Here is a 24027-nt window from a genome sequence, read left to right on the forward strand (position 1 = left end):
TGTTTAAAGGTTATAAAGAAATTCTACTGTACAACCTTTATAATAATCTCATTAATTATAGTTGCTTATCTTTTTATGAGCATGTACTGTTTGCTCATAATTGAACTTTTAGAATCAGGAAGTGAAGTTCTTATATTGTTAAGTATTCGATAACTCCTACTAATATACTTCAAAAGACTAGACAACTTAAATAGCAATTTCTAGGAGGAATTTTTGTGGAACAAATTAATAGGGAAGAGTTATTAAAAGCTGGTTATAGTGAGGATGTTCTACCAACACAGCCTGCTGATAAAACTTGGAACATCGCCAATTTTTTCTCGGTTTGGATGGGATCAGTACATAATATCCCCAATTACCTTGCAATCGGAGGATTATTTGCATTAGGAATGTCTGTAGGACAGGTGTTTAGTTCTATCATGATTGCAGCGATTCTTATATCTATCGTTATGGTACTGAACGGTCATGCCGGTGCTAAATATGGTATACCTCGAAAAAAGAGATTAACCTAAACCAGTTATATTCTAAAGACGGGAATTATAAAGGATTTAATGTTAGTGCAATCATTACACTTGTTATTTCGGGTACATTAAGTTTAATTGGTAATTTCATACCGGTATTAGAACCGCTATATACACTTTCTTGGTTTGTTGGGATTATATCTGCTTTCATTCTGTATACACTGTTAGCACTTAGGAAAAGAGCATTATCAGTATCAAATTATAAAGTTAGCATAGAAGAAAAATAAGAAATGAAAATGAAAGTTTAGTTCATATCTCTTCAACATTGAAACTCCACGTAGTATTCAATTTATTATTAGGGTCTATGTGGGGTTATTTTATTGTCTTCAGAAATCTGATGACAGAAGAGAACATCCATAACAATATTCGGATTATTCCCTCTTTACTGTTTTCAGCTAAAAAAATGTCACATAATCTCAATGTTAGTTAATTTTTTTATCTTTATTTGATAAAATAATGAGTTATTTTTATCAAGAGTTTATATAGTAGTTCGCTCTTCGAAGGATTACAATTAGAACTGTATGAAATACAAACTTATTCTATTTTAATCGAATGGTTTTATTTAAATAGTACACCTTATTCATTAAGGACATATGTACTCTGTATTGAAGGGAAGGATTTTAGTGGCTGATTTAGAAAAAGATATCGTCGGTATGCTGGAAACCCTAGGTTCACATGGAAAAGACCCAGCTGGCGGAATTTCACGATTTCTATATTCCAAAGAATGGTTAGCAGCACAGAAATACTTAGAGCAAGAAATGAAAGAATTGGGCTTAGATGTTCATTTTGATGAAATAGGAAACCTGTACGGTCAGTTAAAAGGTTCAAAATATCCGAATGAAACAATACTTTCAGGTTCACACGTTGATACGGTTGGAAATGCAGGTTATTACGATGGACAATTAGGAATTGTTGCTGCATTTCTTGCTATTAAATACTTAAAAGAAAAATACGGGCAACCTCTACGTAATATAGAAGTTATCTCTATGGCTGAAGAAGAAGGCAGTCGATTCCCATATGCATTCTGGGGATCCAAAAATGTTGTTGGAACAGCTAAAAGAGAAGATGTAGAAAATATAAAAGACGCAGACGGAGTCTCGTTTGTTGATGCTATGAGAGAATGTGGCTTTGATTTCCGTGAAGAAAATAAAGGTATACGGGAAGATATTAAAGCATTTGTAGAGATGCATAATGAACAAGGCGGCGTACTAGAAGCTGAGAAGAAATCAGTTGGAGTTGTAACAAGCATTGTTGGTCAACGTCGATTCAATGTCGAAATCGGTGGTCAAGCAAATCATGCAGGTACGACACCAATGGGTTACCGTAAAGATGCAGTATTTGCTGCAAGTCAAATGATTTATGAAATCATAACGGAAGCCAAAAAATATGGTGATCCACTAGTAACTACAGTTGGACAAATTGAAGTAACCCCTAATGTTGTCAACGTAGTTCCAGGAAAAGCACTATTCACAATGGATATTCGTCATACAGAAAAATCTGCTCTAGTTGATTTTACTGATGTTGTTACAGAAAAAATCAACACAATAGCAAAAGAACACGGTGTTGACGTATCCATCGATATGTGGATGGATGAAGACCCAGTACCAATGGATGAGAAGATTGTGAAGTTAATTGAAGAAAGCTGTGACAAGAATGGCTTGAACTATAAAGTAATGCATAGTGGCGCAGGACATGATTCGCAAGTATTAGCACCACATGTTCCGACAGCGATGCTGTTTGTTCCAAGTCGTGACGGTATTAGTCATAATCCAGCTGAATATACAGAACCTCATGATTTGGCTGAAGGTGTTAAAGCACTTATGGGTGCATTATATGAATTAGCTTATAAAGAATAATTATATATAGAATAAGGAGAGATAAATATGGGTTATCCAAAAGATTTATTACAATCACGTTCTATTATTAAACATGGTTTATATGCATTAATTGCTCCAGAAGGACTTGTGAATAACAGTGTTCCTGGATTTGAAAACTGCTATGTTTCTATCCTAGGTTCTCCTCGTTTAGGAGCTAGTTTTGTCGATTACATTATTACTATGTATGAAGGCGGAAAAAACCTACGCGGATTTGGTGGAGATGCTGACGTAGAAACTTTCCTTTATGTTGTAGAAGGAAATGTAAAAGTTACTGCACAAGATAAAGAACATAATCTAACTCAAGGTGGTTACATTTATTGCCCACCAGGTACAAAAATGACAATGGAAAACGTAGAAAAAGGTGAATCTAAAATTTTCCTTTATAAACAAACGTATAAACCATTAGAAGGTACACCAGAACCTTGGTTAGTTACTGGAAATTCAAATGATATTGAAGAAGTAGAATACGATGGCAATAAAGAAATGCGTATTAAAGACTTATTACCAGCTGACTTTTCATTTGATATGAACTTCCATATCCTAACATTTGATCCAGGTGCATGCCATCCATTTATTGAAACACATGTTCAAGAGCATGGTGCATATTTACTATCAGGTGAAGGATTGTACAACTTAGATAATGAATGGATTCCTGTTAAAAAAGATGACTATATCTTCATGGGACCTTATGTACAACAAGCTTGTTATGCAGTAGGAAGAGAAAAACTTTCTTATGTGTACTCTAAAGACTGTAACCGTGATGCAGATCTTAAAAAATAAGGCACTAAATTTAATTGAAATAGACGGGGTGTCAAAATGAGAATTGCAAAAGAAGAATTAAAAGAATTAATGAAAGCAAAAGTTCATAAAGCAGGCCTATCCGAAGAACATGCAGAAGTTGTTGCTGACGTATTAGTTCATGCGGATCTAAGAGGGGTTCACTCTCATGGTGCAATGCGTGTTGAATATTATGCTGAACGTATTGCAAAAGGCGGAATCAATACCAATCCAAATATTTCTTTCGAGAAAACTGGCCCATCAACTGCTATTTTTGATGGTGATAATGGTGTTGGACATTACATGGCTAAAAAAGCGATGGAAGAAGCAATTGAGATGGCCAAGGAAAACGGAGTTGCTGTTGTTGGCGTAAGAAATATGAGTCATAGTGGTGCACTTTCTTACTTCGTAGATATGGCAGCAGACGCTAAAATGATTGGTATTTCTATGTGTCAATCCGATCCAATGGTAGTACCATTCGGTGGTTCAGAGCCTTATTATGGAACAAACCCAATTGCATTCAGTGCACCAAGTAGTACTGGTGAGAAAATCATTGTAGATATGGCTACAACAGTTCAAGCATGGGGTAAAATCCTACATGCACGTTCGAAGAATGAATCTATTCCAGATACATGGGCAGTTGATGAGAATGGTGCTCCAACAACAGATCCATACAAAGTAAAAGCATTACTACCAATTGCAGGTCCTAAAGGATATGGCTTAATGATGATGGTAGATATTCTTTCTGGAATTCTACTTGGCCTACCATACGGAAATAAAGTTTCATCTATGTATGAAGATCTAACAGAATACCGTAGACTTGGTCAATTACATGTTGTTATTAATCCAGCATTCTTTACTAACTTGGATAGTTTCTTAGAAAAAATTACAGCAACAATGAAAGAATTAAATGAAATTAAGCCTGCTCCAGGATTTGACCAAGTATTATATCCAGGTCAACCAAATGATATTCAACAAGAAAAATACGAACGTGAAGGTATTGAAATTGTTGATGAAATTTTAGAATATCTTAAGTCCGACGTGGTTCATAATAATCAATATGACCATAAAGATCCATTTGCTAAATAATTTTTCATGACACAAGGAGATAATGCCATGAAGGTAGAAAAGCAAGAACTCCATGAATTAATTCAGAAGAAATTACATCGTGCAGGACTGACTGAAGAACATGCTGATGTAGTAGCTGATGTACTAGTTCATGCAGATATCCGTGGTTATCATTCGCATGGTGCAATGCGAGTAGAGTATTATGCAGAACGAATTGCCAAAGGTGGATTGAACACTAATCCTAACTTCACCTTTGAAAAGACAGGTCCGACAACAGCAGTCTTCGATGGGGATAATGCCGTTGGTCATGTCGTTGCAAAAGAATCCATGAAAGAAGCCATAAAAATGGCTAAAGAAAATGGTATAGCAGTTGTTGGCGCAAAGAGAATGGGACATAGTGGAGCTCTTTCTTACTTTGTTCAACAAGCAGCAGAAGAAGACCTAATTGGTATTTCTGTCTGTCAATCCGACCCAATGGTAGTTCCATTTGGAGGGGCAGAACCTTACTATGGTACAAACCCAATCGCTTTTGCTGCTCGTGGAAGTAATGGTGAGGTTGTTACCTTTGATATGGCAACAACTGTTCAAGCTTGGGGGAAAATTCTAGATAAACGATCTAGAAATGAAGAAATCCCAGATACTTGGGCAGTAGATAAAGAAGGTAATCCAACAACAGATCCGTTTAAAGTAAATGCATTACTACCGATTGCTGGCCCGAAAGGCTATGGGCTAATGATGATGGTTGATATTTTATCTGGTGTTCTATTAGGACTTCCACATGGAAAACATGTTTCTTCTATGTATGAAGATTTAACAGAGTACCGTAACTTAGGACAATTACACATCGTAATCAATCCTGAATATTTTGTGGGACTTAAGCTATTTAAAGAATCCTTAACGGACTCGATGCATGACTTAAATAAAATCAAACCTGCACCTGGATTTAAGGAAGTGTCTTATCCAGGACAACGTAGTGCAGATAGAGAAAAGCAGAATGAAGAAAATGGTATTGAGATTGTCGATGAAATCTTAGAATACCTCAAATCTGATGTCGTTCATAACAACAGATATGACCACAAAGATCCATTTGCTAAATAATTTAACACATACTAGGAGGAACCAAATATGCTTCATACGATTATTAAGAAAAACTCGTATCAAGATTCCGTTAACTTAATGTTATTAACAAACGCGGTATCTGTGATCGAAGGTGTAGAAAAAATTCAAGTAATGATGGGTACACCAGCTAACAAAGATATCTTTAAAGCGGCTGGATTATATACAGATGAACTTGCTGATGCAGGTGCTAACGATATGTGTATCGTTTTAGATACAGAAGATGAATCAAAACTTGATGAAGTACTAGCTGCTGTTGATGAGTACTTAAGCAACCAAGCAATCTCTAAGAGTGATAGTGACTTTGAAACAGTTCGTACATTTGATAAAGCTATGAAAGCTATGCCAGATGCGAACTTAGCAGTTATCTCTGTTGCAGGACAATATGCTGCTGATGAAGCAGACAAAGCACTTGATAACGGACTAAACGTATTCATGTTCTCTGATAACGTATCTTTTGAAGATGAGCGTCGCCTAAAAGAAAAAGCACATGATAAAGGTCTTCTAGTAATGGGTCCTGACTGTGGTACTGGAATTGTCTCTAGTATTCCAATCGCATTTACAAACGTTGTAAAAGAAGGAAACATCGGTATTGTAGGTGCTTCTGGTACAGGTATCCAAGAAGTTACAACAATCATTGACCGTCTTGGTGGAGGAGTTGTTCACGCACTAGGAACTGGTGGACGTGACCTTTCTGACAAAATCGGTGCTATCACGATGATGGATGCAATTAAAGCTCTAGAAAACCATAAACAAACAGAAGTAATCGGAATTATTTCTAAACCACCTGCAAAAGAAGTACGTGACCGTGTTGTTCAATTACTACGCAGCCTATCTAAACCAGTAGTAACTATTTTCTTAGGTGAAAAACCTGAAAAACACGAAGGTAATGTATATCAAGCTTATACATTAGAAGAAACTGCAAGAATCGCAGTTGACTTAGCAAAAGGTAATGAAATTAAAGAAGACTACAATGCATTTGAACTTGCAGTAGACAATGTTCAATTAACTCCAGAACAAAAATCTATTAAAGGATTCTACTCTGGTGGTACTTTAGGATATGAAGCAGCTACATTATTATCTGATGCACTTAACTTAGAAAAAGGTCAAGCTGCAGAAGGATTCCTACTACAAGCAAATGGTCATGAAATTGCTGACTTAGGGGATGACATGTACACACAAGGTAAGCCACACCCTATGATTGACCCTGATACACGTGTAAGCTTCATGGAAAAAGCTGCGGATGATGAATCAACTGCTGTCGTTCTATTTGACGTAGTACTAGGATACGGTTCTCATAGTGATATGGCTGGAGCATTACTACCTTCTATTCAACGTATTAGAAGCAATGTGGAAGCTAAAGGACGTAACGTATACTTCGTAGCAACAGTATGTGGAACAGAACAAGATCCACAAAACTACCAAGAGCAACGTCAAAAATTAGTAGAAGCAGGCGTTATTGTACGTGACAGTAACAACCAAGCAGTACGTACAGCACTATCTATTATTGGTCTGAACGTAAATGATGTGAAAAAACAACATGTAGACTATACTGGTACAGTTGCAGAAGAAGATCTAAGCATCTCACCTGAATTAGATAAACTAATTAACTCAAAACCAGTTGTAGTTAACATCGGACTTAAGAGCTTCACAGAGCCTGTTGTTAAATACGGCGGAAGAGTAGTTCACTACGACTGGAGACCAGTTGCAGGTGGAAACGCAAGAATGGCTAAAATCCTTAACCTACTAAATAGTTATTCTAAGTAATATTACGTGAAATATTGATGAGAGTTGAATAATTTAAAGATATGGACAAATAGTGCGCAATACTAGCTCCGGAAATATACGGAGACTCCTGTGGGAGGACAGGCTTCGGTGAGACCCCGAGAATGCACCTGCGTCTGACAGTAATGCTACGCAGCAGGCTTCCTCGGTGCAAGGCAGCAATGAAGCATATTCATTGTAGTGGCCTGGCTCACCAGCCGCCCACGGAAAGCGAAGTATATTTCCGGAGCGGGTTAGGTGCACTCCACTCTATAATAATCCATCTTTGTTAGGGAGTTTTATTTTTCTAGCTAGCTACTCATCACACATATTATCTTTAAAATCAAAGGAGAGAACATAAATGAACTACAAGAATATTGATGAAGCAAACCGCGCCGTTCTTGATAAAATTGTCGGCTCACAACCTTTCTTAGTAGATGTAGTACCTGCTAAATCGGTAATTAAAGAATTAAACGAAGGAAAAGTTATCCTACATGCTGGTCCTCCAATTCAATGGGACGATATGACAGGACCAATGCAAGGATCATGTGTTGGTGCAGCTTTATTCGAAGGCTGGGCTGACAATGAAGACGATGCAAGAAACATGTTAGCAAATGGTGAAGTTGAATTTATCCCTTGTCACCATGTAAATGCGGTTGGACCAATGGGCGGTATTACTTCAGCTAACTTCCCTGTATTTGTAGTAGAAAACCGTTCAGAAGGTAACGAAGCATACTGTATCATGAACGAAGGTATTGGTGCTGTATTACGTTTCGGTGCATTCAACGAAGAAGTTATCAATCGTCTAAACTGGATGAAAGATGTATTAGGACCTGCTTTATCTAAAGCACTTAAAATTAAAGGTGACGGTCTAAACCTAAACGTTATGATTGCAAAAGCAATTACAATGGGTGATGAATTCCACCAACGTAATATTGCTGCATCATTAATCTTCCTAAAAGAAGTTGCTCCACTAATCGTACAAAGCGATATGGACGAAAAAGATAAACAAGATGTTATTCAGTTCTTAGCTGATACAGACCAATTCTTCCTAAACGTCATGATGGCTGCAAGTAAAGCAGTTATGGATGGTGCTAGAAAAATTCAAGACGGTACTGTAGTTACTGCTATGTGTAGAAATGGTAAAGACTTTGGTATTCGTATTAGCGGAATGGGTGACCAATGGTTCACTGCTCCAGTTAATACTCCACAAGGTTTATTCTTTACTGGATACTCTCAAGAAGATGCTAATACTGATATCGGTGATAGTGCAATCACAGAAACAATCGGTGTAGGTGGCTTTGCGATGATCGCAGCTCCTGGTGTAACTCGTTTTGTTGGTGCTGGTGGATTTGACGATGCACTAAAAACAAGTAATGAAATGTTAGAAATCTGTATCGACCAAAACCCTAACTGGGCAATTCCTACATGGGACTTCCAAGGTGCTTGTCTTGGAATTGACGCAAGAAAAGTAGTTGAAACTGGTATTGAGCCTGTTATTAACACTGGTATTGCTCACAAACAACCTGGTGTAGGACAAATTGGTGCAGGTACTGTACGCGCTCCACTTGCTTGCTTCGAAAAAGCTATTGAAGCATATGCTGAAAAATTAGGACTTATCTAAATAATAGATGAAGGAATTTATCTTTTACGGAGAGGAACATCATTCTGATCTTCCTCTCCTTCTTTCTGAAAATAATGTTGGACGAGTGCACAGTATCTTTCAAAATGGTATAAATATAAAAATGGGCGATTCCCTCGTTTTTATAGGAAATACGAAAAATGGTCGATTACCGTTCGGAATTCATTTGAAGGAAGAAGTACTTGATGAGTTTATTGCTTGTGTAGAGGATGACCTAGTTGTTTGTTGGAAAGGTTTTTCCTTGTATTTTGCTAATAAAGAAATATTAATGAAACTGGACTTGCAGCCTAGCACACCCTTTGTAAACTCTTTACCTATTTTCAGAAAGGAAAAAGTTATTTTCCCTTCTTTTGAAAAGTTTATTACTTTATTCATATCAAATGGTGAACCAATCGGTATCGAAGATTTATTTGTTAATCAATTATTGCTTTACTACATTGATGATCAACAGATTGAACAGTCGAAACTTGCAAATTCAATATCTAATTTAATGGATGCCTTGTTGTCTGACGACAAAGTGTTTATTAATGATTCGTTACGATACTTTTTAGGACGTGGTAATGGATTAACGCCATCAGGTGATGACATTTTAGTAGGAATTCTTGCTGTTCATGCAGTTACAGAAATGTTTAGTCAAGCATTTATTGACGAGTTAAAGGAAATAATACAATCAGAGCCAATTACAACAGATGTTAGTAAAGAATATCTGAAATATGCTTTAAATCGTAAATTTAGCTCTGTAGTTGTGAACATAATGACGGATTTACAGGAAGAAAATAGTTCGAAACTTGAACAGCATTTCAATGATCTAGTACAAGTGGGACATAGCTCTGGAGTAGATTCGGCATTTGGATTATTAATTGGAATATTAACACTTAGGAGGAAAAAATAATGGCAGAAAAAGTAGTTATTGCTTTAGGTGGTAATGCAATTTTACAACCAGGACAAGAAGCAACTTATGAAATTCAATTAGAAAACGTTCGTAAATGTACGAGTATTATTGCGCAAATCGTAAAAGAAGGATATGAAGTAGTTGTTACTCATGGTAACGGCCCACAAGTTGGAAACATTCTTCGCCAAAATGAAGAAGCAAAAGATGTTGTGCCTCCGTTTCCATTAGATGTTTGTAGTGCAGAATCTCAAGGTTTCATCGGTTATATGATGGAACAAACTCTACGCAATGAGCTACGTGAACTAGGTTTAAATAACACGGTTGTTAGTCTATTAACTGAAACAGTTGTAGATGCAAACGATCCAGCTTTCCAAAATCCAGAAAAACCAATTGGTGTATTCTACACAGAAGAAGAAGCAAAACAACTTGCTGATGAAAAAGGATGGGTTGTTGGTGAAGACGCTGGCCGTGGATACCGTCGTTTAGTACCATCTCCACAACCACAGTCTATTCTAGGCTCTGATGTTATTAAATCACTTACTGATGCAGGTACAATTACAATTGCTGCTGGTGGTGGCGGAATTCCTGTTGTTCAAAAAGAAGACGGGAAATATGAAGGTGTAGAAGCTGTAATCGATAAAGACCGTAGTGGTTTACGTCTTGCTAAAGAAGTAAATGCTGATGTTTTCATGATTCTTACGGATGTTGAAAATGTATATGTAAACTATGGTAAACCAAATCAGAAAGCTCTAGAACAAATTACTGTTGAAGAAGCAAAAGGTTATATGAATGAAGGACAATTTGCTGCAGGAAGCATGGGTCCTAAAATGGAAGGTGCACTTTCCTTTGCAGAACATGGTGGAAGAGCTATTATTTGTTCTTTAGATAAAGCTGCTGAAGCATTAGCAGGTAAATCAGGTACAACAATCTCTAAGTAAGTAAACAAAAAAAGAAAGGAACCGCAGATATTCTCTGTGGTTCCTTTTATTCGGTGAAGAAACTTTTAACTAATAATGCAGTTCGAAGTCGTAAGGAATTGTCAGGATCTTCTATATTGTATTGTAAGATCTTTTTACATTTACTTATTCGATACTTAACTGTATTTCGGTGGATAAATAATATTTTCGATGTCTCTGTTATTTCACAATTGTGATCTAAATAGACACTTAACGTATTAATTAAATCTTTTTCTTCAGATGTTTTCGGATATGCCAAAGAGCGAAGGGTTTCCTTATAAAAATCTTCAAGACTTTCACTAGGTATCATTCTCATTAATTCCTTTAACTCTTTAGTCCGATAAAACTTAATAATTTGCTTTTGATTTAATGCAGTTCCAGTGGCTACGGCATCGACTGCTTCTCTATATGCGATTGGTAATTCTAGCATGTCATTTATAAAGTTACTGATACCAAAAGAAATAGACGTTTTAAAATCTTTAAACATTCTCTTTTGGAATGACTTAATAATCGACACGATCGATTTTTTTAATGTTTCATTAAACTCTTTTGGAAATTGAAGAATGATGACAAAGTATTCATTCTTCATAAAAATAATATGTTCAATACCAAAGTTAGAAAATGTGTTAACAAATAAGTCGTAAATAAAATGGGTTAATTTATTAAACTTAACTTCTTTTTCAAAGATATTGGCATTTTTTTCTTCATCCAGTTTACAAACAAGACAAGCATATTTTTGGTTTCTTTTTAGTCCGTAGTTTTTCCCGCGGTGCATGACTTCTTCTTGTGTTTTTATATTTCCATCGACAAGAGAACTAAAAAAGTTATTTTTCACAACACGTTCGTTCTCTAATACGGCTTCATTTTTTACTAATATAGAAGAAATGACGTTAGAGGCTTGTTCGATTACGGTGTATGGAATAGTAACTTCTTGCTCATCATTTAAAACTGCTAACCAGTGTGGGTATGGATGGGTCGTTTGGACTGGATAGATTGTAATAGGAATGATCTTATCGTCTACAGTAACTTTGAGGGTAGAGAACTTTTCTTCTAAAACTTGATAGTCTATCTCCTCTTGTAACGTAGTGGATATTTGTAATTTTACTTCATCCATATGTTTGGAACGAAATTCTCTTGTTGTATGAATCGGATGGATAATTGGATTGTACAGAATAATGGGATAGGATGTTAAGAATCCAAGTTGGTCAACAAATGATTGTAAATTGGCTCCTTTTAACATCATATTAGTAAATTTCTTTTGAACTTTATAGGCGCTAAATAAATCATCCATTTTATTTTCCCAAAGATATTGCAGAAGATGATGTCCAATCTTGGTAAGGGTTAGATTATTAGGAACACTAATGATTGGGAAATTTAATTTATTTGCAAGTTCAATAACTTCTTCAGGTATTTCATCGATAAATCGATGTAATTTAATTCCAATACCTGCACAATTGGATTGATCTAATTCAATGATTAATTCATGTAATTTACTCGGATCATCTTTATATGAATAACCAGTCGTTAGTAAAAAAGAATGACTAGTGACAAACTTAATCATATCTGGTGTATTTTCAAGTGTTTCAACCGATTCAACTAACCGACTTAACCCATTTTCTCCGGCGATTACTTCGGCATCTTTCAATATCTCCCGAGATAATAATTCACTAAGTTTTTTCATGAGAAACCTCCTATCATGAGACGTTAATTATTTCTTGTTTTAATTATACACTGAAAGTTTGTGAAAAGGTGAATTTACTTTATAAAAAAATGAAAAAAATTAGCGATTATGAACAATTTTAGACAAAAACAACTGTTGAGATTGGTTGTTTTGTACAATGATTTTTTGGTGTCAATTCTTTAGAATAGAACAGTAGTTTACTAACAATATTTTAATTAATTTATTTTAGTTTTTATTTTCCTGATTGAATACAAATATTAGATGGACATATAACTATGGTATGCACATTTAAGAAATTCAATCCAATTAGCATTACGGCAAGATATATACAAGCTAGCTATGTAATTCAAATTAGTAAGAAAGAAGAAGTGATAAAAATGATGAATGAAATAAAAAAAGCAGATAACTGGCTCGGTGGCTTACAATGGTTAATGTTTATTTTTATTAACACTGTAGTTGTTCCAATCACAGTTGGAGCTGCTTATGACTTAAGTCAAGAACATATTGTTAGTATGATGCAATTTTCCTTTATTATTGGGGGGATTGGTTGTCTATTACAAGCAATTATTGGCCATAGAAGACCAATCATGGATGGTCCATCTGGTTTATGGTGGGGCGTTATTTTAGCACTTTCCTCTATGTCAGCTGCACAAGGTATTCCTTTAGCTGAGGTTGGTGGAAGTATCGCAGTTGGAGTAATTATTGCAGGAGTTTTAACTATTCTAATTGGTATTACAGGATTCGGTTACTACTTAGAGAAACTATTTAATCCTAGTGTAATGGGAACATTCATGTTGTTATTTGGTGTTTCATTATGTATTAGTTTCTTTAAATATATGTTTATTTCCCCTACAGAAGGTACAATTGATATCGGTATGGGATTAATTTCTCTTTTCATAGCAATTTTAGTAATTGTATTATCTGTAAAAGGTTCAAAGAAAATTGCTCAGTATTCCATGTTAATTGGTATTGTTGTAGGTTGGCCATTATTTGCAGTTATATTAGGTTCGGAGAGTCAACTTGGTGGAGGAGTTCCTTCTACTATTGAATTATTCTTATTCCCACTTGGTGAACCAGCATGGAATATTGGAATTATTATTACAGTAGTAGTTACAGGTATTCTAAACCTTTCTAAACAATATGGTTCCATTAAAGGTACAGATATAATGTATCCAGATCAACCTTCTACAAGTAAAGACTATCGTAATTCATTTACAATTACAGGTGTTCAAAGTATACTTTCTGGTTTCTTAGGTCTTGTACCATATTCACCGTTCGTGTCATCTATTGGTTTTATTCAACAAACGAAAATTTACGATAGAATGCCATTCCTATTTGCTTCAGTGATGTTCTTTATCATGGGTATTATCCCGCAAATCGGGTATTTCTTTACACTACTTCCATTAAGTATCGGTAGTGCAGTACTATTCGTATCTTATGTAACATTATTTGGTTCTGGTCTTGAGTGGTATGAGAAAGTTACGTTCAATTCAACTAACGTATACCGTGCAGCCATTCCATTGTTTATCGGTTTAGTATTATTTGCAATCCCTGGTTCTGCATGGGCAACATTACCTGAATTTGCTCAACCATTATTATCTAGTGGTTTATTAATGGGTACAATTATCGCAATCGTAGTGGAAAGTCTTACAGATTGGGATAAAGTAGGAATTGAGAAAGAAGTAACACAAGGGAAGAATGTGTAATTAATAAATATACAAAAAAACGCGACATTATTATGAAATGATAATGTCGCGTTTTTTTATGTTGGTATAGAGTTATTTAAAAGAAGAAAGAGATAATTGGAGATACAAATAGAATTTTTACTATACTAGCCCCGGAAATATACGGAGACGCCAGCAGGATGAAAGGCTTAGGTGAGACCCCCGAGAATGCACCTGCGTCTGCTAGTAACGCTACGAAGCATGCTTCCTCGGTGCAAGGCAGCAATGAAGCATATTCATTGTAGTAGCCTGGCTCAACAGCAGCTGCGGCGAGGTAGACACTGCGACGGTCTTGATCTGAGCAGATGTCGCCCCGGTACTGGAAGTGAAAGCGTAGTATATTTTCGGGGCGGGTTAGATGCACAAACTAAAAGCTTAGTTTAACCTTGAATAATAATATCTATCGTGCAAAATTAATAGGGCAAATAATCATCTGCCATTTCATCATAGTAGTACCATACCCCTTCAAACTCATCATAATACGTCCAAGTTTCTAAATAGTCATCGTAGTAATACCATAAATCATTTACGTCGTCATAATAACTCCATTGGCCAGTTTCTTCATTATAATACATGTTAGGGTCTGTACTTGGATCGACATAGCCTTCTTCTGTAATAATGTCTGTGTCTTCATTAGACCAATCCTCTTCAAATGGGTCGCCATTGGAACTTTCTTCTTCCTCATACCAGTCCTCATAATACGAATCTTCTAGCTCAAAATACTCCCAAAGTGCATCACCGAACTCAGACCAAAAGTCTTCATACCCATACTCCCAGTAATAATGGTAATCTTCTTCCTCAGAATATTCGCCACCATCAAAGTATCCTTCATCCCATGAACTATCTTCATATTCGCCGTAATATTGAGCGAGGACTTCTTCTTCATCCATTGGTTCATGTACCCAACTTTGGATGAGAGAATGGACTGTATATAAAGGAATACTAAATCCAATCATGGCATCTTCTATACTTTCTGCGGAGTTAATCGCAATAATCTTTTCTGACTTCTTAGAGATTAATGGACCACCACTACTTCCTGGTGAAATTGGAGCTGAGATTTGATATAAGTTCTCATAAACGTAAGGACTAATAATAAAGCTTCTATTTTTTCCAGTAATATAGCCCATTGTAGCGGTGTTTTCCAAACCTAATGGACTACCAAGGGCAATAATCTCTTCCCCAATCATTGTTGTGTCTGAATAATCAAGTGCAAAGGGTTCCTCTCCAACTAAATCTGGCACATGAATAACAGCTATATCTGTTTCATTAGATACCCCTATGACAGTACCAGGATACTCTGTACCGTGTACTGTTTTTATAAATACATTTGTTTCTCCTTCTACAACATGAGCATTTGTGACAACTGCACCGTTTGTATCAAATAAAAATCCAGAACCTTGACTAGATTGGGTGAAAACGGTATAAACAGTTTCTTGAGCTGCTGCAATTATTTCTGTTAAATCTTTTTTGTGTTTTTCTTCTAGTTGTTGTTTTTCTACTATTGGTGTAGTCGTTTTCGATGCTTCCGGGGTATTTTTCACTTTATGTTGTGTTATGACCTCGTCATTGGTAGCTATCGAGTCTGGTAGCCCTGAATAGAAGGTTGATACGATAAATATACTTAGGCCGATGGAGCTAACGAGAAGTAAAGTTAGAAAAACAATTGTAAATGCACTTAGTTTTCTTTTTTTTATTTGTTTTGCCCCGCAATATGCACAGTAATTTGAGTTAGGCCGTCGCTCTTTTCCACAAGATTGACAGTACATATTCCAACTCCTCTTTTCATTGTTAGTTACTATTATTATAGCATTAAACGTATTTACAAAATCCTTTTTATCGAAGTTTCATAATGTTATAGGTTACTATAATTATAGTTGAATTATGTGTATATTCTTGTTTAACAAGCACTGTCATGAAAAAGTAGTATAATAAAATGCAGTGATATTATCATACATATAAATCAATGTTGGAATACTAAATAGTAGCACAGTTTAATTACCTCGTAATTGTTTAGTTGAAAGGTGAATTTTTATGAAAACACAATGGAATTTATTTTTAGCATTCTTTCGAGTTGGAATGTTAGGATATGGTGGTGGGCCTGCTTCTATCCCACTAATACATAAAGAAACGGTTGAAACGTATAAATGGATGAAAGATGAGGAGTTTGGTGATATTCTTGCGCTTGCTAACACATTACCTGGACCAATAGCTACCAAACTTGCTGGGTATATCGGTTATCGAGTATCTGGTATATTCGGAATGATGTCAGCACTTCTTGCAACTGTGTTACCGACAGTTGTGTTATTAATTGTCCTTTTAAAAACACTAGCTTCCTTTAAAGAGTTTGATTGGGTAAAAGGGATGACTGCAGCAGTGATCCCCGTTGTTGGTATGATGATGGCAGTGTTAACATGGCAATTTTTTAATAAAGCTGGAAAAGGCATGGGATATGTCGCGACTACTCTATTGACTGTCCTATCATTTATCGCTCTCGTATTATTAAATGTTCATCCAGGAATCGTCATTGTAGTATTAATTCTAACGGCTGTGTTAATTCGAGATAATAAAAAGAGGGGGGATAAATAATGCTATTATATTGGCAAATATTCCTTGCCTTTTTTATTCCGGGAATTTTAGGTTATGGTGGGGGACCGGCATCGATCCCGCTAGTAGAGAATGAAGTAGTAGTTAGATATAAATGGATGTCTGTTCAAGAATTTAGTGAAGTGTTAGCTGTTGCTAATTCCTTACCAGGCCCAATTGCAACGAAAATGGCAGGATATATTGGGTATGAACTGGGTGGGGTGCTTGGAGCGACAATTGGAGTATTTGCAACCGTAGCACCGTCACTTATTATTATGATTGCATTATTAAGTCTCCTTTATAAATTTAAAGATTCGCCAAAAGTAAAACGTATTACCTTATTTGTACGTCCGGTTATTGCGATTTTACTAGGTGTCATGGCATGGAGGTTTTTCTTTGAGTCTTATGAAGGGATCGGATTTTTACATACCATAATTATAGGTGTTGCTAGCTATTTATTAATTGAACGGGTAAAAATTCACCCCGCTTTTGTCATTGTAGGTGCTTTTATATATGGTGGCTTATTATTGTAGTTTCTGGCATTCAATTGATTGCTAAATTAGTTATAAATGAATATTATATGTTAATATATAGGAAAGTTGAAAAGAACTTGTGAACAAGGCAAGTCACATATAAAAATAAACAATACTATTTTTAAATTTAAGGTAGGTTAAAAGTATGGACATCAGAAAATTAACAAAAGAAGAAGTACCTCCAATTGAATTGTTATTATTAGCGGATCCTTCTGAGGAAATGATTATGGGATACCTTCAAAGAGGGGATTGTTATGTTGCAGAACTAGGTGGAGAGATTATTGGTGTTTATGTTCTACTTCCAACAAGACCAGGTACAATGGAAATTGTTAATGTTGCTGTGTCTGAAGAACAACGAGGCAAAGGGATAGGGAAGAAGCTCGTATCTGATGCCATTCGAAAAGCAAGAATAGCTGGATATAATGCCATTGAAATCGGTACAAGAAATTCAAGTATTAACCAATTAGCATTGTACCAAAAATGTGGTTTTCGCATTATTGGAATTGACCCTGATTTTTATATTCGGAATTATTCAGAAGAAATTGTCGAGTACGGTATCGAATGTAGGGATATGATTCGGTTAAAATTAGATTTGTAAATTGTAATTAGTAAATGACTGTATAAGAAAAGGATTAGGAAAAGGTATGGAGTTCCTAATCCTTTTTTGTATTGGTTCTGTTAATAGTAGTTATGGACATTAAATTAAAACACGAATAAAAAGATAGATAATTAGGACTCATTTTATGTTTTCTTGACATACTAGTCAGAGTGATGCAATTTAACTAATATATTGCCGAATTTGTAAAATTTTGTCTTTTATTTTCCTACTTTCCTAAAAATGTAACAAATAAGTATAAAAAAGATATTTAATCGTGTAAATTTTAGTTGACTTTCCCAAGTTCAGTTTACCCATTTTATGGTAAAATTTACTTAGTATTTTCTAATCATTAACAACTTTCGGATTTGTCTGGCAAGTTACCCTGGTCAGAACCAATACTTGTTCTTCCTCTTAAGATTATACTAAACAATGACTTCTATGTATAAAAGCTTGAATATCTCCAACCATCATGCAATTACAGTCTAAGATTTAAGTTATCGGAATTTCTTATTTTAGTGAGGTGATTCAAAGGTGGGATGGTATTCTTACCACATTTATTATTATAATAATGCTTTTGTTGAAGACTTAATTTCTAAGGTGATTTCCAATCAACTTAAAAAGATGGTAAAGGAAGGAGATTGTTCTTCTTGGTTTTACCTACGTTTTTTTGAATATGGACCACACATTAGATTAAGGATCAAAGACTTTAAGGGAGATAAAACTCATCTATTAGATCCTATTAAAGAATTCATACATAATTATCCATCCGTAATGATAGATTACAAATCATTGAAAAGTCCCTATGGCCAAGATCTTAACTCAACTGATTCTAAGGACTTTATTGAAGAGGGAAATATTCTTGAAGTCCCTTATATTCCAGAGTATCAAAAGTATGGAGGGGAAGATGCAATATCGTATTCTGAAAGCTTTTTTCATGTCTCTAGTAAAATTGCCTCTTTATTAATAGACAAAACAAAATACGATTTCAATAAACGGTTCACGTTTACACTTGATTTAATGTTACTTACTGCGTTGTCTCTTGATTTACCAATAAAGAAGTTACCTTCATTCTTTTACCACTATGCAAAGTTTTGGGAAAAGTATATGGAACCGGAAATGAAAAAAAAGGTAAGCAATAAAGCACAACAACTATTTGAAAAGAATAAAGAAGTGATAACGAAACGTGTATATACAATAATTCATTCGTATGAAGGAAATAAAACACCCATCAACGAAATCCATGATATCTGGAAGGTTAATGTTACTAATCTAGCAAATGATTATAAGAATTCATTTAATAATGGGAAACTGATTCAACCTTCTACTGGGAAAATAGCAAGAAACGAATCGGAATTTCTAGATTCTATCTTTAGTATTTGCTTTTCTCATATACATATGACGAATAATCGATTAGGACTATCTCAATATGAAGAGTTTTACCTAGGGTTATTTATATATTTGGCTTTTAAACAAATGGGTCCTAAGATTGGGGTTGTTTAAAATAAAAGAATGGAGTATAAATTATAATCACTTTTTTGATGGATTGGCTTTAGGAAGTGATTTTGAATCATTAGCAGAATTGTATCATGAAAATAGCAAATATCATCCTAGTTTATTCTCGTTACAATGTCCGAGGCCAATGCCAGAACGGCAAGTAGTTATTGACAATTATATTAATAAAATAGAATTACCAACAGCAGATAAATTATTATTTCCTGAAATTAGTTTAGGTGAAATCTTGATGAAGAGAAGATCAAAGCGAAAATTTGGCGATCCAATAACTTTTCAAGAGTTAGCTATCATACTTAGTTATTCAGTGGGGGTGAGTTCTGTAGATGAAATTGTTAAAGAAAATAAAGTAAATTATTTATTCTATAGGACTTATCCATCGGGTGGTGGAATATACCCTGTCGAACTTTACTTCTATATTAATCAAGTGGATGATTTACAATCTGGGTTTTATAAATTTGTTCCAGAAAGTAACTGTATCTATCTCCTAAATATCAATCAACAGGAAGACAAAGACATCGATGACATGTATTTCTTTATTAAAGAGGACTCCAATACTGAGGAAAGTCCTTTCGGGCAAGCGGCAGTGAACTTTTTCTTTGTAGCAAATATGCAGATAATAACAAAATATTATGGGTTACGAGCTTATCGGTTAGTTCAGAAAGAAATTGGTCATATTGCTCAAAATATGCTTCTAGTTTCTACAGCATTGAATATTAACGCTGTTCCAATTGAAGGTTTTTTTGACGACATTGTAAATAAAAAACTACATTTAGATGGAATTAAAAACATTGCCACTTACTCCATACTACTTGGAAAAGAAAAAAAGGAAGATAACAAAAATGATTAATACTAAAAGGGATCAGTACCAAAATCTATTAAAACGGAAAATAAAGTTGAAACCAGGATATAACAAAGTGATCTTATCTAGTAATAAATGTTATATCAAAAAGCAACTATGGGGAAAGCATGATATTAAGCTAGAAGATCCGTATAAGCAGAATTGGATAGGTCCATTATTTAAACATCTTGACCAAGACTACACAGTGGGAGAACTTCTGCAAAATATTGTTCCTGCTCCAAAAATAAATGAAGCTTTAAAACTAATTTTATATTTAAAAGAAAGTTATATTGATTTCATTGCACCTGATTATTCAAAGGATTCTAAAGAAGTGGAACTCCTCGATTGGTTTACAACTAATTACAGATCTCTCATAAGAAACCATGAGAAATTAAGAGATCTTTTAGTAAATGCTCATGTCGTAGTACTAGGAGGGGGGAAAGTCGGGTCCAAGCTAGTTCAAAGTTTATTACAACTAAATCTTGGAAAAGTATCAATCCTTGAAAACTCATCTGATAAGGTGACTGGAAGTTTAATTAGTGATCATGCTTACCAAAAGATAAATTCAGTTATGTTACCAAAAGAAGGTTGGGTGGATTGGATTGCAGAAAATAAAGACTCTATTTCATTAGCTGTTGTGGCAATAGACGAATTTGATCCACAATTCTATGATTCATTTAATCTATGCGCAATTAATAATTCCATAAAATGGAGTTTACTAGCTACAGAGAATTCTTTTGCCTATATTGGTCCAACATTTATACCACAGCAAACAGGTTGTTTTCAATGTTACATGATGAGAAAAAGTGAAACAGATAAAGGCTATTCTGAATTCATAAAGCATTTGATTGAAGAACCTCAAGCAATAAAACCTTATATTAATCCTTCTGTAGTAGATATCGCAGTTGGTTATTTTATACTTAATTTGCCGTATATTATTAATGATAAGCCACAGGACTACATTTCTGACTTAACAATTGGCAGGCAGTTTCAGTTAGACTTTAGAACAAATACCATTCGTTCAGAAAATCTAATAAAATATCTTTCTTGTCCAAGTTGTACGAATGCATATATTAATAGAAAAGGGTGACTCAAGATGGGGCAAACGATTTCAAGTGTTATTGAGGTAAGAGACTTATATAAGAAATATCCAAAACAAAAGAAACCAGCAGTCAATGGTATATCTTTTCAAGTAGAACAAGGGGAAATTTTTGGTTTACTAGGGCCAAACGGTGCAGGTAAAACAAGTACGATTAAATTACTAACCTCTAGAATGCCTCTTGATAAGGGGAAGGTAAAGATTTTTGATCTTGATATGGATGATTCTCCAACAAAAATCCGTCAACATATTGGAGTTGTATCACAAGAAAGTAATTTAGATCAGAGTTTAAATGTTTTTGAAAACTTATGTTTCCATGGTGCTTATTTTGGAATTCCCAAAAAAGAACGTAGAGAAAAGGCAACTGAGCTTCTTGAAAAATACGGATTACTGGATAAAAAGAAAGCCAAAGTTGATAAGTTATCTGGTGGGATGATTAGGCGATTGATGATTGCTAGAGCTTTAATGCATGATCCTAAAGTGATTTTTCTTGATGAGCCTACTGCAGGATTAGATCCGCAATCTAAACGTTATTTATTAGAGCAATTACAAATGTTAAAAGATAATAATATAACGATGGTGTTAACGACGCATAACATGGACGAAGCAGAACAATTATGCGATCGTGTAGCCATTATTGATAATGGAACTATTTTAGCAATTGATACTCCAAACCAACTTATGAAAACCATTTCTGGGAATCAAGTCGTTCAAATGGACTTCGGAGTTAGAACAGAGGAGGACCTAGGGGAAATTGATAGATTTAAAAAACATATCTTGGGGTATGAAGATGTTCAATTGATTGAAGAAATAAAATCAACTCATGAGGAAAATGAATTAAAACGGCGTTTTCGAATAATGACCAAAAGTAATAACCAATTGATCCTTCAAGTAATGGAAGATATGAGAAGAGATTTTCCAGGAATAAATTTACTACAATTAACTAATTTGGAGTCAACATTAGAAGATGTTTATATTCACTATACAGGAAAGGAATTACGCTAATGAAAACATTAGATTATGTTAAAGATACCGATGAAAAATTAGAAGATTCGACAGTAGATCTGGAAATCCAAAATCAAACGATGAATGTTAACTTTTATGTGTCTATGGCTATGTTTTTAGCAATATTACGAAGAGATCTTCTTGTTCAATCCAGACAATTTATTGAGTATCTTCTTATGGTACTTTTTCAACCATTGTTCTTTTTATATGTATTCGGTAAGATTCTTCCGGGGATCGGATTTGCTTCAGAAACATATACTGCATATTTAGCGCCAGGTATTATTGCAATGACAGCATTTTTAGCCGGTATGCAAACAATTGCATTTCAGGTAGGTTCTGAATTTGGCTGGACAAGAGAAATTGATGATCGATTATTATCGCCAATACGAAATTGGTTATTAGGTTTAGAGAAAATAGTATTTGGTTGTATACAGTCCATTATTGCCGCATTTATTGTAACTTTGCTTAGCATCTTAATATTAGGTCATTGGTACGATGGAGTTGAATGGAACTGGTTCTTATTAATCGTAATAGTTATCTTTACTGGTCTTTCATCCGCAGCTTTGGGACTAACTTTGGGCACGGTTGTTAACCATAAAAATATCGGAATAATTTTTGGTGTAGTATTGACACCTATCATTTTCTTGGGAGGACCATTTTATCCTTGGTCTATGTTAGATGATTTTATTTTCCTTAAAATGATTTCGTTGCTAAATCCACTACTTTACGTAAGTGAAGGATTCCAATTAGCTATGTTACCAGATTCAACCACCATGGATATAGGCTATATCCTATTAGGCATTACGCTAACATTTGGATTATTTAGTTATCTAGGTATTAAAGGATTTATAAAAAGAGCAAGGCAATAGGTGACAGATAAAATGAAGAACATACAGGATAGAAAATCAGTGATAGATGAAATTGAAAAACTTCTATTAACTAAGTTGGTAACAAATGAAGAGTCAACAATCGATCGGAATAAGTTGGTTGAAACTTATATGCTAGGTGGAAGAGAAGCAATTGAAAAAGTAGCTAAATCTCTAGACTGGATTTATTTTAGAGTTACCCTTGGTGAACTTAAAGCCCATTACTTTTTATCCCATTACTATTTACCTATACTAGAAAAATTAGACTTAGACCAAAATAATTGGTGGTATATTGAGAAGTATGACGAAGGCGGCGTTCATTTAAGAATTAGGATATTAGCTACATTAGAACAACTGAATGATATATTGCTACTTGAAAAGCACATTAAAGCAGTAAAGGGTGTTAAACATGTTAATCGGTTAATATATGAACCAGAATTAAGGATTTTTGGTGGTAAGAACGGCCTAGAATTGGCACATGACTTTTTTAGTGCGGATAGTAAGTTTATTACTAAATGGTATGAAATTCGAGAAGGTAATTTAAGTGGCTTAAAAGGTTTATCCTTATTTTTCATAAGAAAGTTATTAGTAAGTAGTTATTTAGATCCTTTTGAACAATGGGATGTATGGAACAATATCTATTCACAACGCTGTTATATCCCTGATGAGAATCTTAATTTGGATTATTTTAATAACTGGCTAGGTAAGATTTACCAAATAGAAGAGGAACATATCGATAATCTCTTTCCTACAAAACAGGAGCAAGAATGCATTAAAAATTATCTGAATTTTCTAAATGACTTTGGGAAGCGGCTATACACCGATTACCAAAATGGTGAGATACAACGTGGAGTTAGAGCTTTTTTATCGGCAGTTATTTTATTTCACTGGAATAGAATTGGATTAGATTATTATACACAGGCTGGAATTAGTAGGGCTTTAATGCTAAAACAAGACCCATTAACGAATAAGTAAAGA

Annotated in this window: 21 protein-coding genes; 19 read left to right on the forward strand and 2 right to left on the reverse strand. The window is 34.7% G+C overall.

Annotation, left to right across the window (positions count from 1 at the left end):
* Nucleotides 1-215: 215 nt before the first annotated feature.
* From IEV35_RS20070 to arcC, 9 genes are all read left to right on the forward strand, one after another.
* Nucleotides 216-509: a cytosine permease gene (locus IEV35_RS20070; RefSeq protein ID WP_229740633.1), complete on the forward strand. Its 294-nt coding sequence runs from the start codon at nucleotides 216-218 to the stop codon at nucleotides 507-509.
* A 602-nt stretch (nucleotides 510-1111) separates the two neighbouring features.
* Nucleotides 1112-2374 carry an allantoate deiminase gene (gene allC / locus IEV35_RS03600; RefSeq protein ID WP_373284686.1) on the forward strand — a complete coding sequence of 421 codons (1263 nt, stop codon included), beginning with the start codon at nucleotides 1112-1114 and terminating at the stop codon, nucleotides 2372-2374.
* A gap of 27 nt (nucleotides 2375-2401) precedes the next feature.
* Entirely contained in the window at nucleotides 2402-3175 is a 774-nt protein-coding gene (gene allE / locus IEV35_RS03605; RefSeq protein ID WP_188383336.1) for a (S)-ureidoglycine aminohydrolase, read from the forward strand.
* Nucleotides 3176-3211: 36 nt separating this feature from the next.
* Nucleotides 3212-4261, forward strand: a complete 1050-nt coding sequence (gene allD, locus IEV35_RS03610) for an ureidoglycolate dehydrogenase (protein ID WP_188383337.1) — start codon at nucleotides 3212-3214, stop codon at nucleotides 4259-4261.
* A 27-nt stretch (nucleotides 4262-4288) separates the two neighbouring features.
* Nucleotides 4289-5338 (forward strand): ureidoglycolate dehydrogenase, encoded by a 1050-nt coding sequence (gene allD / locus IEV35_RS03615; protein ID WP_188383338.1) that lies wholly within the window; start codon nucleotides 4289-4291, stop codon nucleotides 5336-5338.
* 27 nt (nucleotides 5339-5365) lie between these two features.
* Complete coding sequence (gene fdrA, locus IEV35_RS03620; RefSeq protein WP_188383339.1) at nucleotides 5366-7123, forward strand: acyl-CoA synthetase FdrA; 1758 nt, start codon at nucleotides 5366-5368, stop codon at nucleotides 7121-7123.
* 358 nt (nucleotides 7124-7481) lie between these two features.
* A complete protein-coding gene (locus IEV35_RS03625; protein WP_188383340.1) occupies nucleotides 7482-8744 on the forward strand; it encodes a YlbE family protein in 1263 nt (420 codons plus the stop codon).
* A gap of 7 nt (nucleotides 8745-8751) precedes the next feature.
* Nucleotides 8752-9654: an oxamate carbamoyltransferase subunit AllH family protein gene (locus tag IEV35_RS03630; RefSeq protein ID WP_188383341.1), complete on the forward strand. Its 903-nt coding sequence runs from the start codon at nucleotides 8752-8754 to the stop codon at nucleotides 9652-9654.
* Entirely contained in the window at nucleotides 9654-10592 is a 939-nt protein-coding gene (gene arcC, locus IEV35_RS03635; protein WP_188383342.1) for a carbamate kinase, read from the forward strand. Before IEV35_RS03630 ends, arcC begins: the two co-directional genes overlap by 1 nt.
* 46 nt (nucleotides 10593-10638) lie before the next feature.
* Here arcC and IEV35_RS03640 read toward each other — a convergent pair whose 3' ends face one another.
* A complete protein-coding gene (locus IEV35_RS03640; RefSeq protein WP_188383343.1) occupies nucleotides 10639-12291 on the reverse strand; it encodes a PucR family transcriptional regulator in 1653 nt (550 codons plus the stop codon).
* A 275-nt stretch (nucleotides 12292-12566) separates the two neighbouring features.
* Between IEV35_RS03640 and IEV35_RS03645 the strand changes: the two genes are divergently transcribed.
* Nucleotides 12567-13997, forward strand: coding sequence for a uracil/xanthine transporter (locus IEV35_RS03645; protein WP_229740634.1), 1431 nt, complete (start codon nucleotides 12567-12569; stop codon nucleotides 13995-13997).
* A 431-nt stretch (nucleotides 13998-14428) separates the two neighbouring features.
* On the opposite strand, the gene IEV35_RS03650 is transcribed toward IEV35_RS03645, so the two are convergent.
* Entirely contained in the window at nucleotides 14429-15781 is a 1353-nt protein-coding gene (locus IEV35_RS03650) for a trypsin-like peptidase domain-containing protein (RefSeq protein WP_188383344.1), read from the reverse strand.
* Between the two features lie 265 nt (nucleotides 15782-16046).
* Here IEV35_RS03650 and IEV35_RS03655 point away from each other — a divergent pair, with 265 nt between their 5' ends.
* The 9 genes from IEV35_RS03655 to IEV35_RS03695 all read left to right on the forward strand — a co-directional run bounded on the left by IEV35_RS03655 (nucleotide 16047) and on the right by IEV35_RS03695 (nucleotide 24024).
* The gene (locus IEV35_RS03655) at nucleotides 16047-16601 is read left to right on the forward strand and encodes a chromate transporter (protein ID WP_188383345.1); all 555 of its coding nucleotides are present in this window, start codon (nucleotides 16047-16049) and stop codon (nucleotides 16599-16601) included.
* Nucleotides 16601-17131, forward strand: coding sequence for a chromate transporter (locus IEV35_RS03660; protein ID WP_188383346.1), 531 nt, complete (start codon nucleotides 16601-16603; stop codon nucleotides 17129-17131). The genes IEV35_RS03655 and IEV35_RS03660 overlap by 1 nt, the downstream gene beginning before the upstream one ends.
* A 145-nt stretch (nucleotides 17132-17276) precedes the next feature.
* Nucleotides 17277-17729, forward strand: coding sequence for a GNAT family N-acetyltransferase (locus IEV35_RS03665; RefSeq protein WP_188383347.1), 453 nt, complete (start codon nucleotides 17277-17279; stop codon nucleotides 17727-17729).
* Between the two features lie 531 nt (nucleotides 17730-18260).
* The gene (locus IEV35_RS03670) at nucleotides 18261-19229 is read left to right on the forward strand and encodes a lantibiotic dehydratase C-terminal domain-containing protein (RefSeq protein WP_188383348.1); all 969 of its coding nucleotides are present in this window, start codon (nucleotides 18261-18263) and stop codon (nucleotides 19227-19229) included.
* Nucleotides 19216-20088, forward strand: a complete 873-nt coding sequence (locus IEV35_RS03675) for a SagB/ThcOx family dehydrogenase (RefSeq protein WP_188383349.1) — start codon at nucleotides 19216-19218, stop codon at nucleotides 20086-20088. The genes IEV35_RS03670 and IEV35_RS03675 overlap by 14 nt, the downstream gene beginning before the upstream one ends.
* Nucleotides 20081-21169 (forward strand): TOMM precursor leader peptide-binding protein, encoded by a 1089-nt coding sequence (locus IEV35_RS03680; RefSeq protein ID WP_188383350.1) that lies wholly within the window; start codon nucleotides 20081-20083, stop codon nucleotides 21167-21169. The genes IEV35_RS03675 and IEV35_RS03680 overlap by 8 nt, the downstream gene beginning before the upstream one ends.
* Nucleotides 21170-21175: 6 nt before the next feature.
* Nucleotides 21176-22183: an ABC transporter ATP-binding protein gene (locus IEV35_RS03685; RefSeq protein ID WP_188383351.1), complete on the forward strand. Its 1008-nt coding sequence runs from the start codon at nucleotides 21176-21178 to the stop codon at nucleotides 22181-22183.
* Nucleotides 22183-23052 carry an ABC transporter permease gene (locus tag IEV35_RS03690; protein ID WP_188383352.1) on the forward strand — a complete coding sequence of 290 codons (870 nt, stop codon included), beginning with the start codon at nucleotides 22183-22185 and terminating at the stop codon, nucleotides 23050-23052. Before IEV35_RS03685 ends, IEV35_RS03690 begins: the two co-directional genes overlap by 1 nt.
* 12 nt (nucleotides 23053-23064) lie before the next feature.
* The gene (locus IEV35_RS03695) at nucleotides 23065-24024 is read left to right on the forward strand and encodes a thiopeptide-type bacteriocin biosynthesis protein (RefSeq protein WP_188383353.1); all 960 of its coding nucleotides are present in this window, start codon (nucleotides 23065-23067) and stop codon (nucleotides 24022-24024) included.
* Nucleotides 24025-24027: the final 3 nt, after the last annotated feature.

Source organism: Ornithinibacillus halotolerans (assembly GCF_014637405.1).
In the GTDB taxonomy this organism is placed as follows: domain Bacteria; phylum Bacillota; class Bacilli; order Bacillales; family Amphibacillaceae; genus Ornithinibacillus; species Ornithinibacillus halotolerans.

What these genes read in the sequence shown, in the direction of transcription:
- allC (WP_373284686.1), top strand. Translation starts at nt 1,112, where the DNA reads ATGTACTCTGTATTGAAGGGAAGGATTTTAGTGGCTGATTTAGAAAAA.
- allE (WP_188383336.1), top strand. Translation starts at nt 2,402, where the DNA reads ATGGGTTATCCAAAAGATTTATTACAATCACGTTCTATTATTAAACAT.
- allD (WP_188383337.1), top strand. Translation starts at nt 3,212, where the DNA reads ATGAGAATTGCAAAAGAAGAATTAAAAGAATTAATGAAAGCAAAAGTT.
- allD (WP_188383338.1), top strand. Translation starts at nt 4,289, where the DNA reads ATGAAGGTAGAAAAGCAAGAACTCCATGAATTAATTCAGAAGAAATTA.
- fdrA (WP_188383339.1), top strand. Translation starts at nt 5,366, where the DNA reads ATGCTTCATACGATTATTAAGAAAAACTCGTATCAAGATTCCGTTAAC.
- IEV35_RS03625 (WP_188383340.1), top strand. Translation starts at nt 7,482, where the DNA reads ATGAACTACAAGAATATTGATGAAGCAAACCGCGCCGTTCTTGATAAA.
- IEV35_RS03630 (WP_188383341.1), top strand. Translation starts at nt 8,752, where the DNA reads ATGAAGGAATTTATCTTTTACGGAGAGGAACATCATTCTGATCTTCCT.
- arcC (WP_188383342.1), top strand. Translation starts at nt 9,654, where the DNA reads ATGGCAGAAAAAGTAGTTATTGCTTTAGGTGGTAATGCAATTTTACAA.
- IEV35_RS03640 (WP_188383343.1), bottom strand. Translation starts at nt 12,291, where the DNA reads ATGAAAAAACTTAGTGAATTATTATCTCGGGAGATATTGAAAGATGCC.
- IEV35_RS03645 (WP_229740634.1), top strand. Translation starts at nt 12,567, where the DNA reads ATGGTATGCACATTTAAGAAATTCAATCCAATTAGCATTACGGCAAGA.
- IEV35_RS03650 (WP_188383344.1), bottom strand. Translation starts at nt 15,781, where the DNA reads ATGTACTGTCAATCTTGTGGAAAAGAGCGACGGCCTAACTCAAATTAC.
- IEV35_RS03655 (WP_188383345.1), top strand. Translation starts at nt 16,047, where the DNA reads ATGAAAACACAATGGAATTTATTTTTAGCATTCTTTCGAGTTGGAATG.
- IEV35_RS03660 (WP_188383346.1), top strand. Translation starts at nt 16,601, where the DNA reads ATGCTATTATATTGGCAAATATTCCTTGCCTTTTTTATTCCGGGAATT.
- IEV35_RS03665 (WP_188383347.1), top strand. Translation starts at nt 17,277, where the DNA reads ATGGACATCAGAAAATTAACAAAAGAAGAAGTACCTCCAATTGAATTG.
- IEV35_RS03680 (WP_188383350.1), top strand. Translation starts at nt 20,081, where the DNA reads ATGATTAATACTAAAAGGGATCAGTACCAAAATCTATTAAAACGGAAA.
- IEV35_RS03685 (WP_188383351.1), top strand. Translation starts at nt 21,176, where the DNA reads ATGGGGCAAACGATTTCAAGTGTTATTGAGGTAAGAGACTTATATAAG.
- IEV35_RS03690 (WP_188383352.1), top strand. Translation starts at nt 22,183, where the DNA reads ATGAAAACATTAGATTATGTTAAAGATACCGATGAAAAATTAGAAGAT.
- IEV35_RS03695 (WP_188383353.1), top strand. Translation starts at nt 23,065, where the DNA reads ATGAAGAACATACAGGATAGAAAATCAGTGATAGATGAAATTGAAAAA.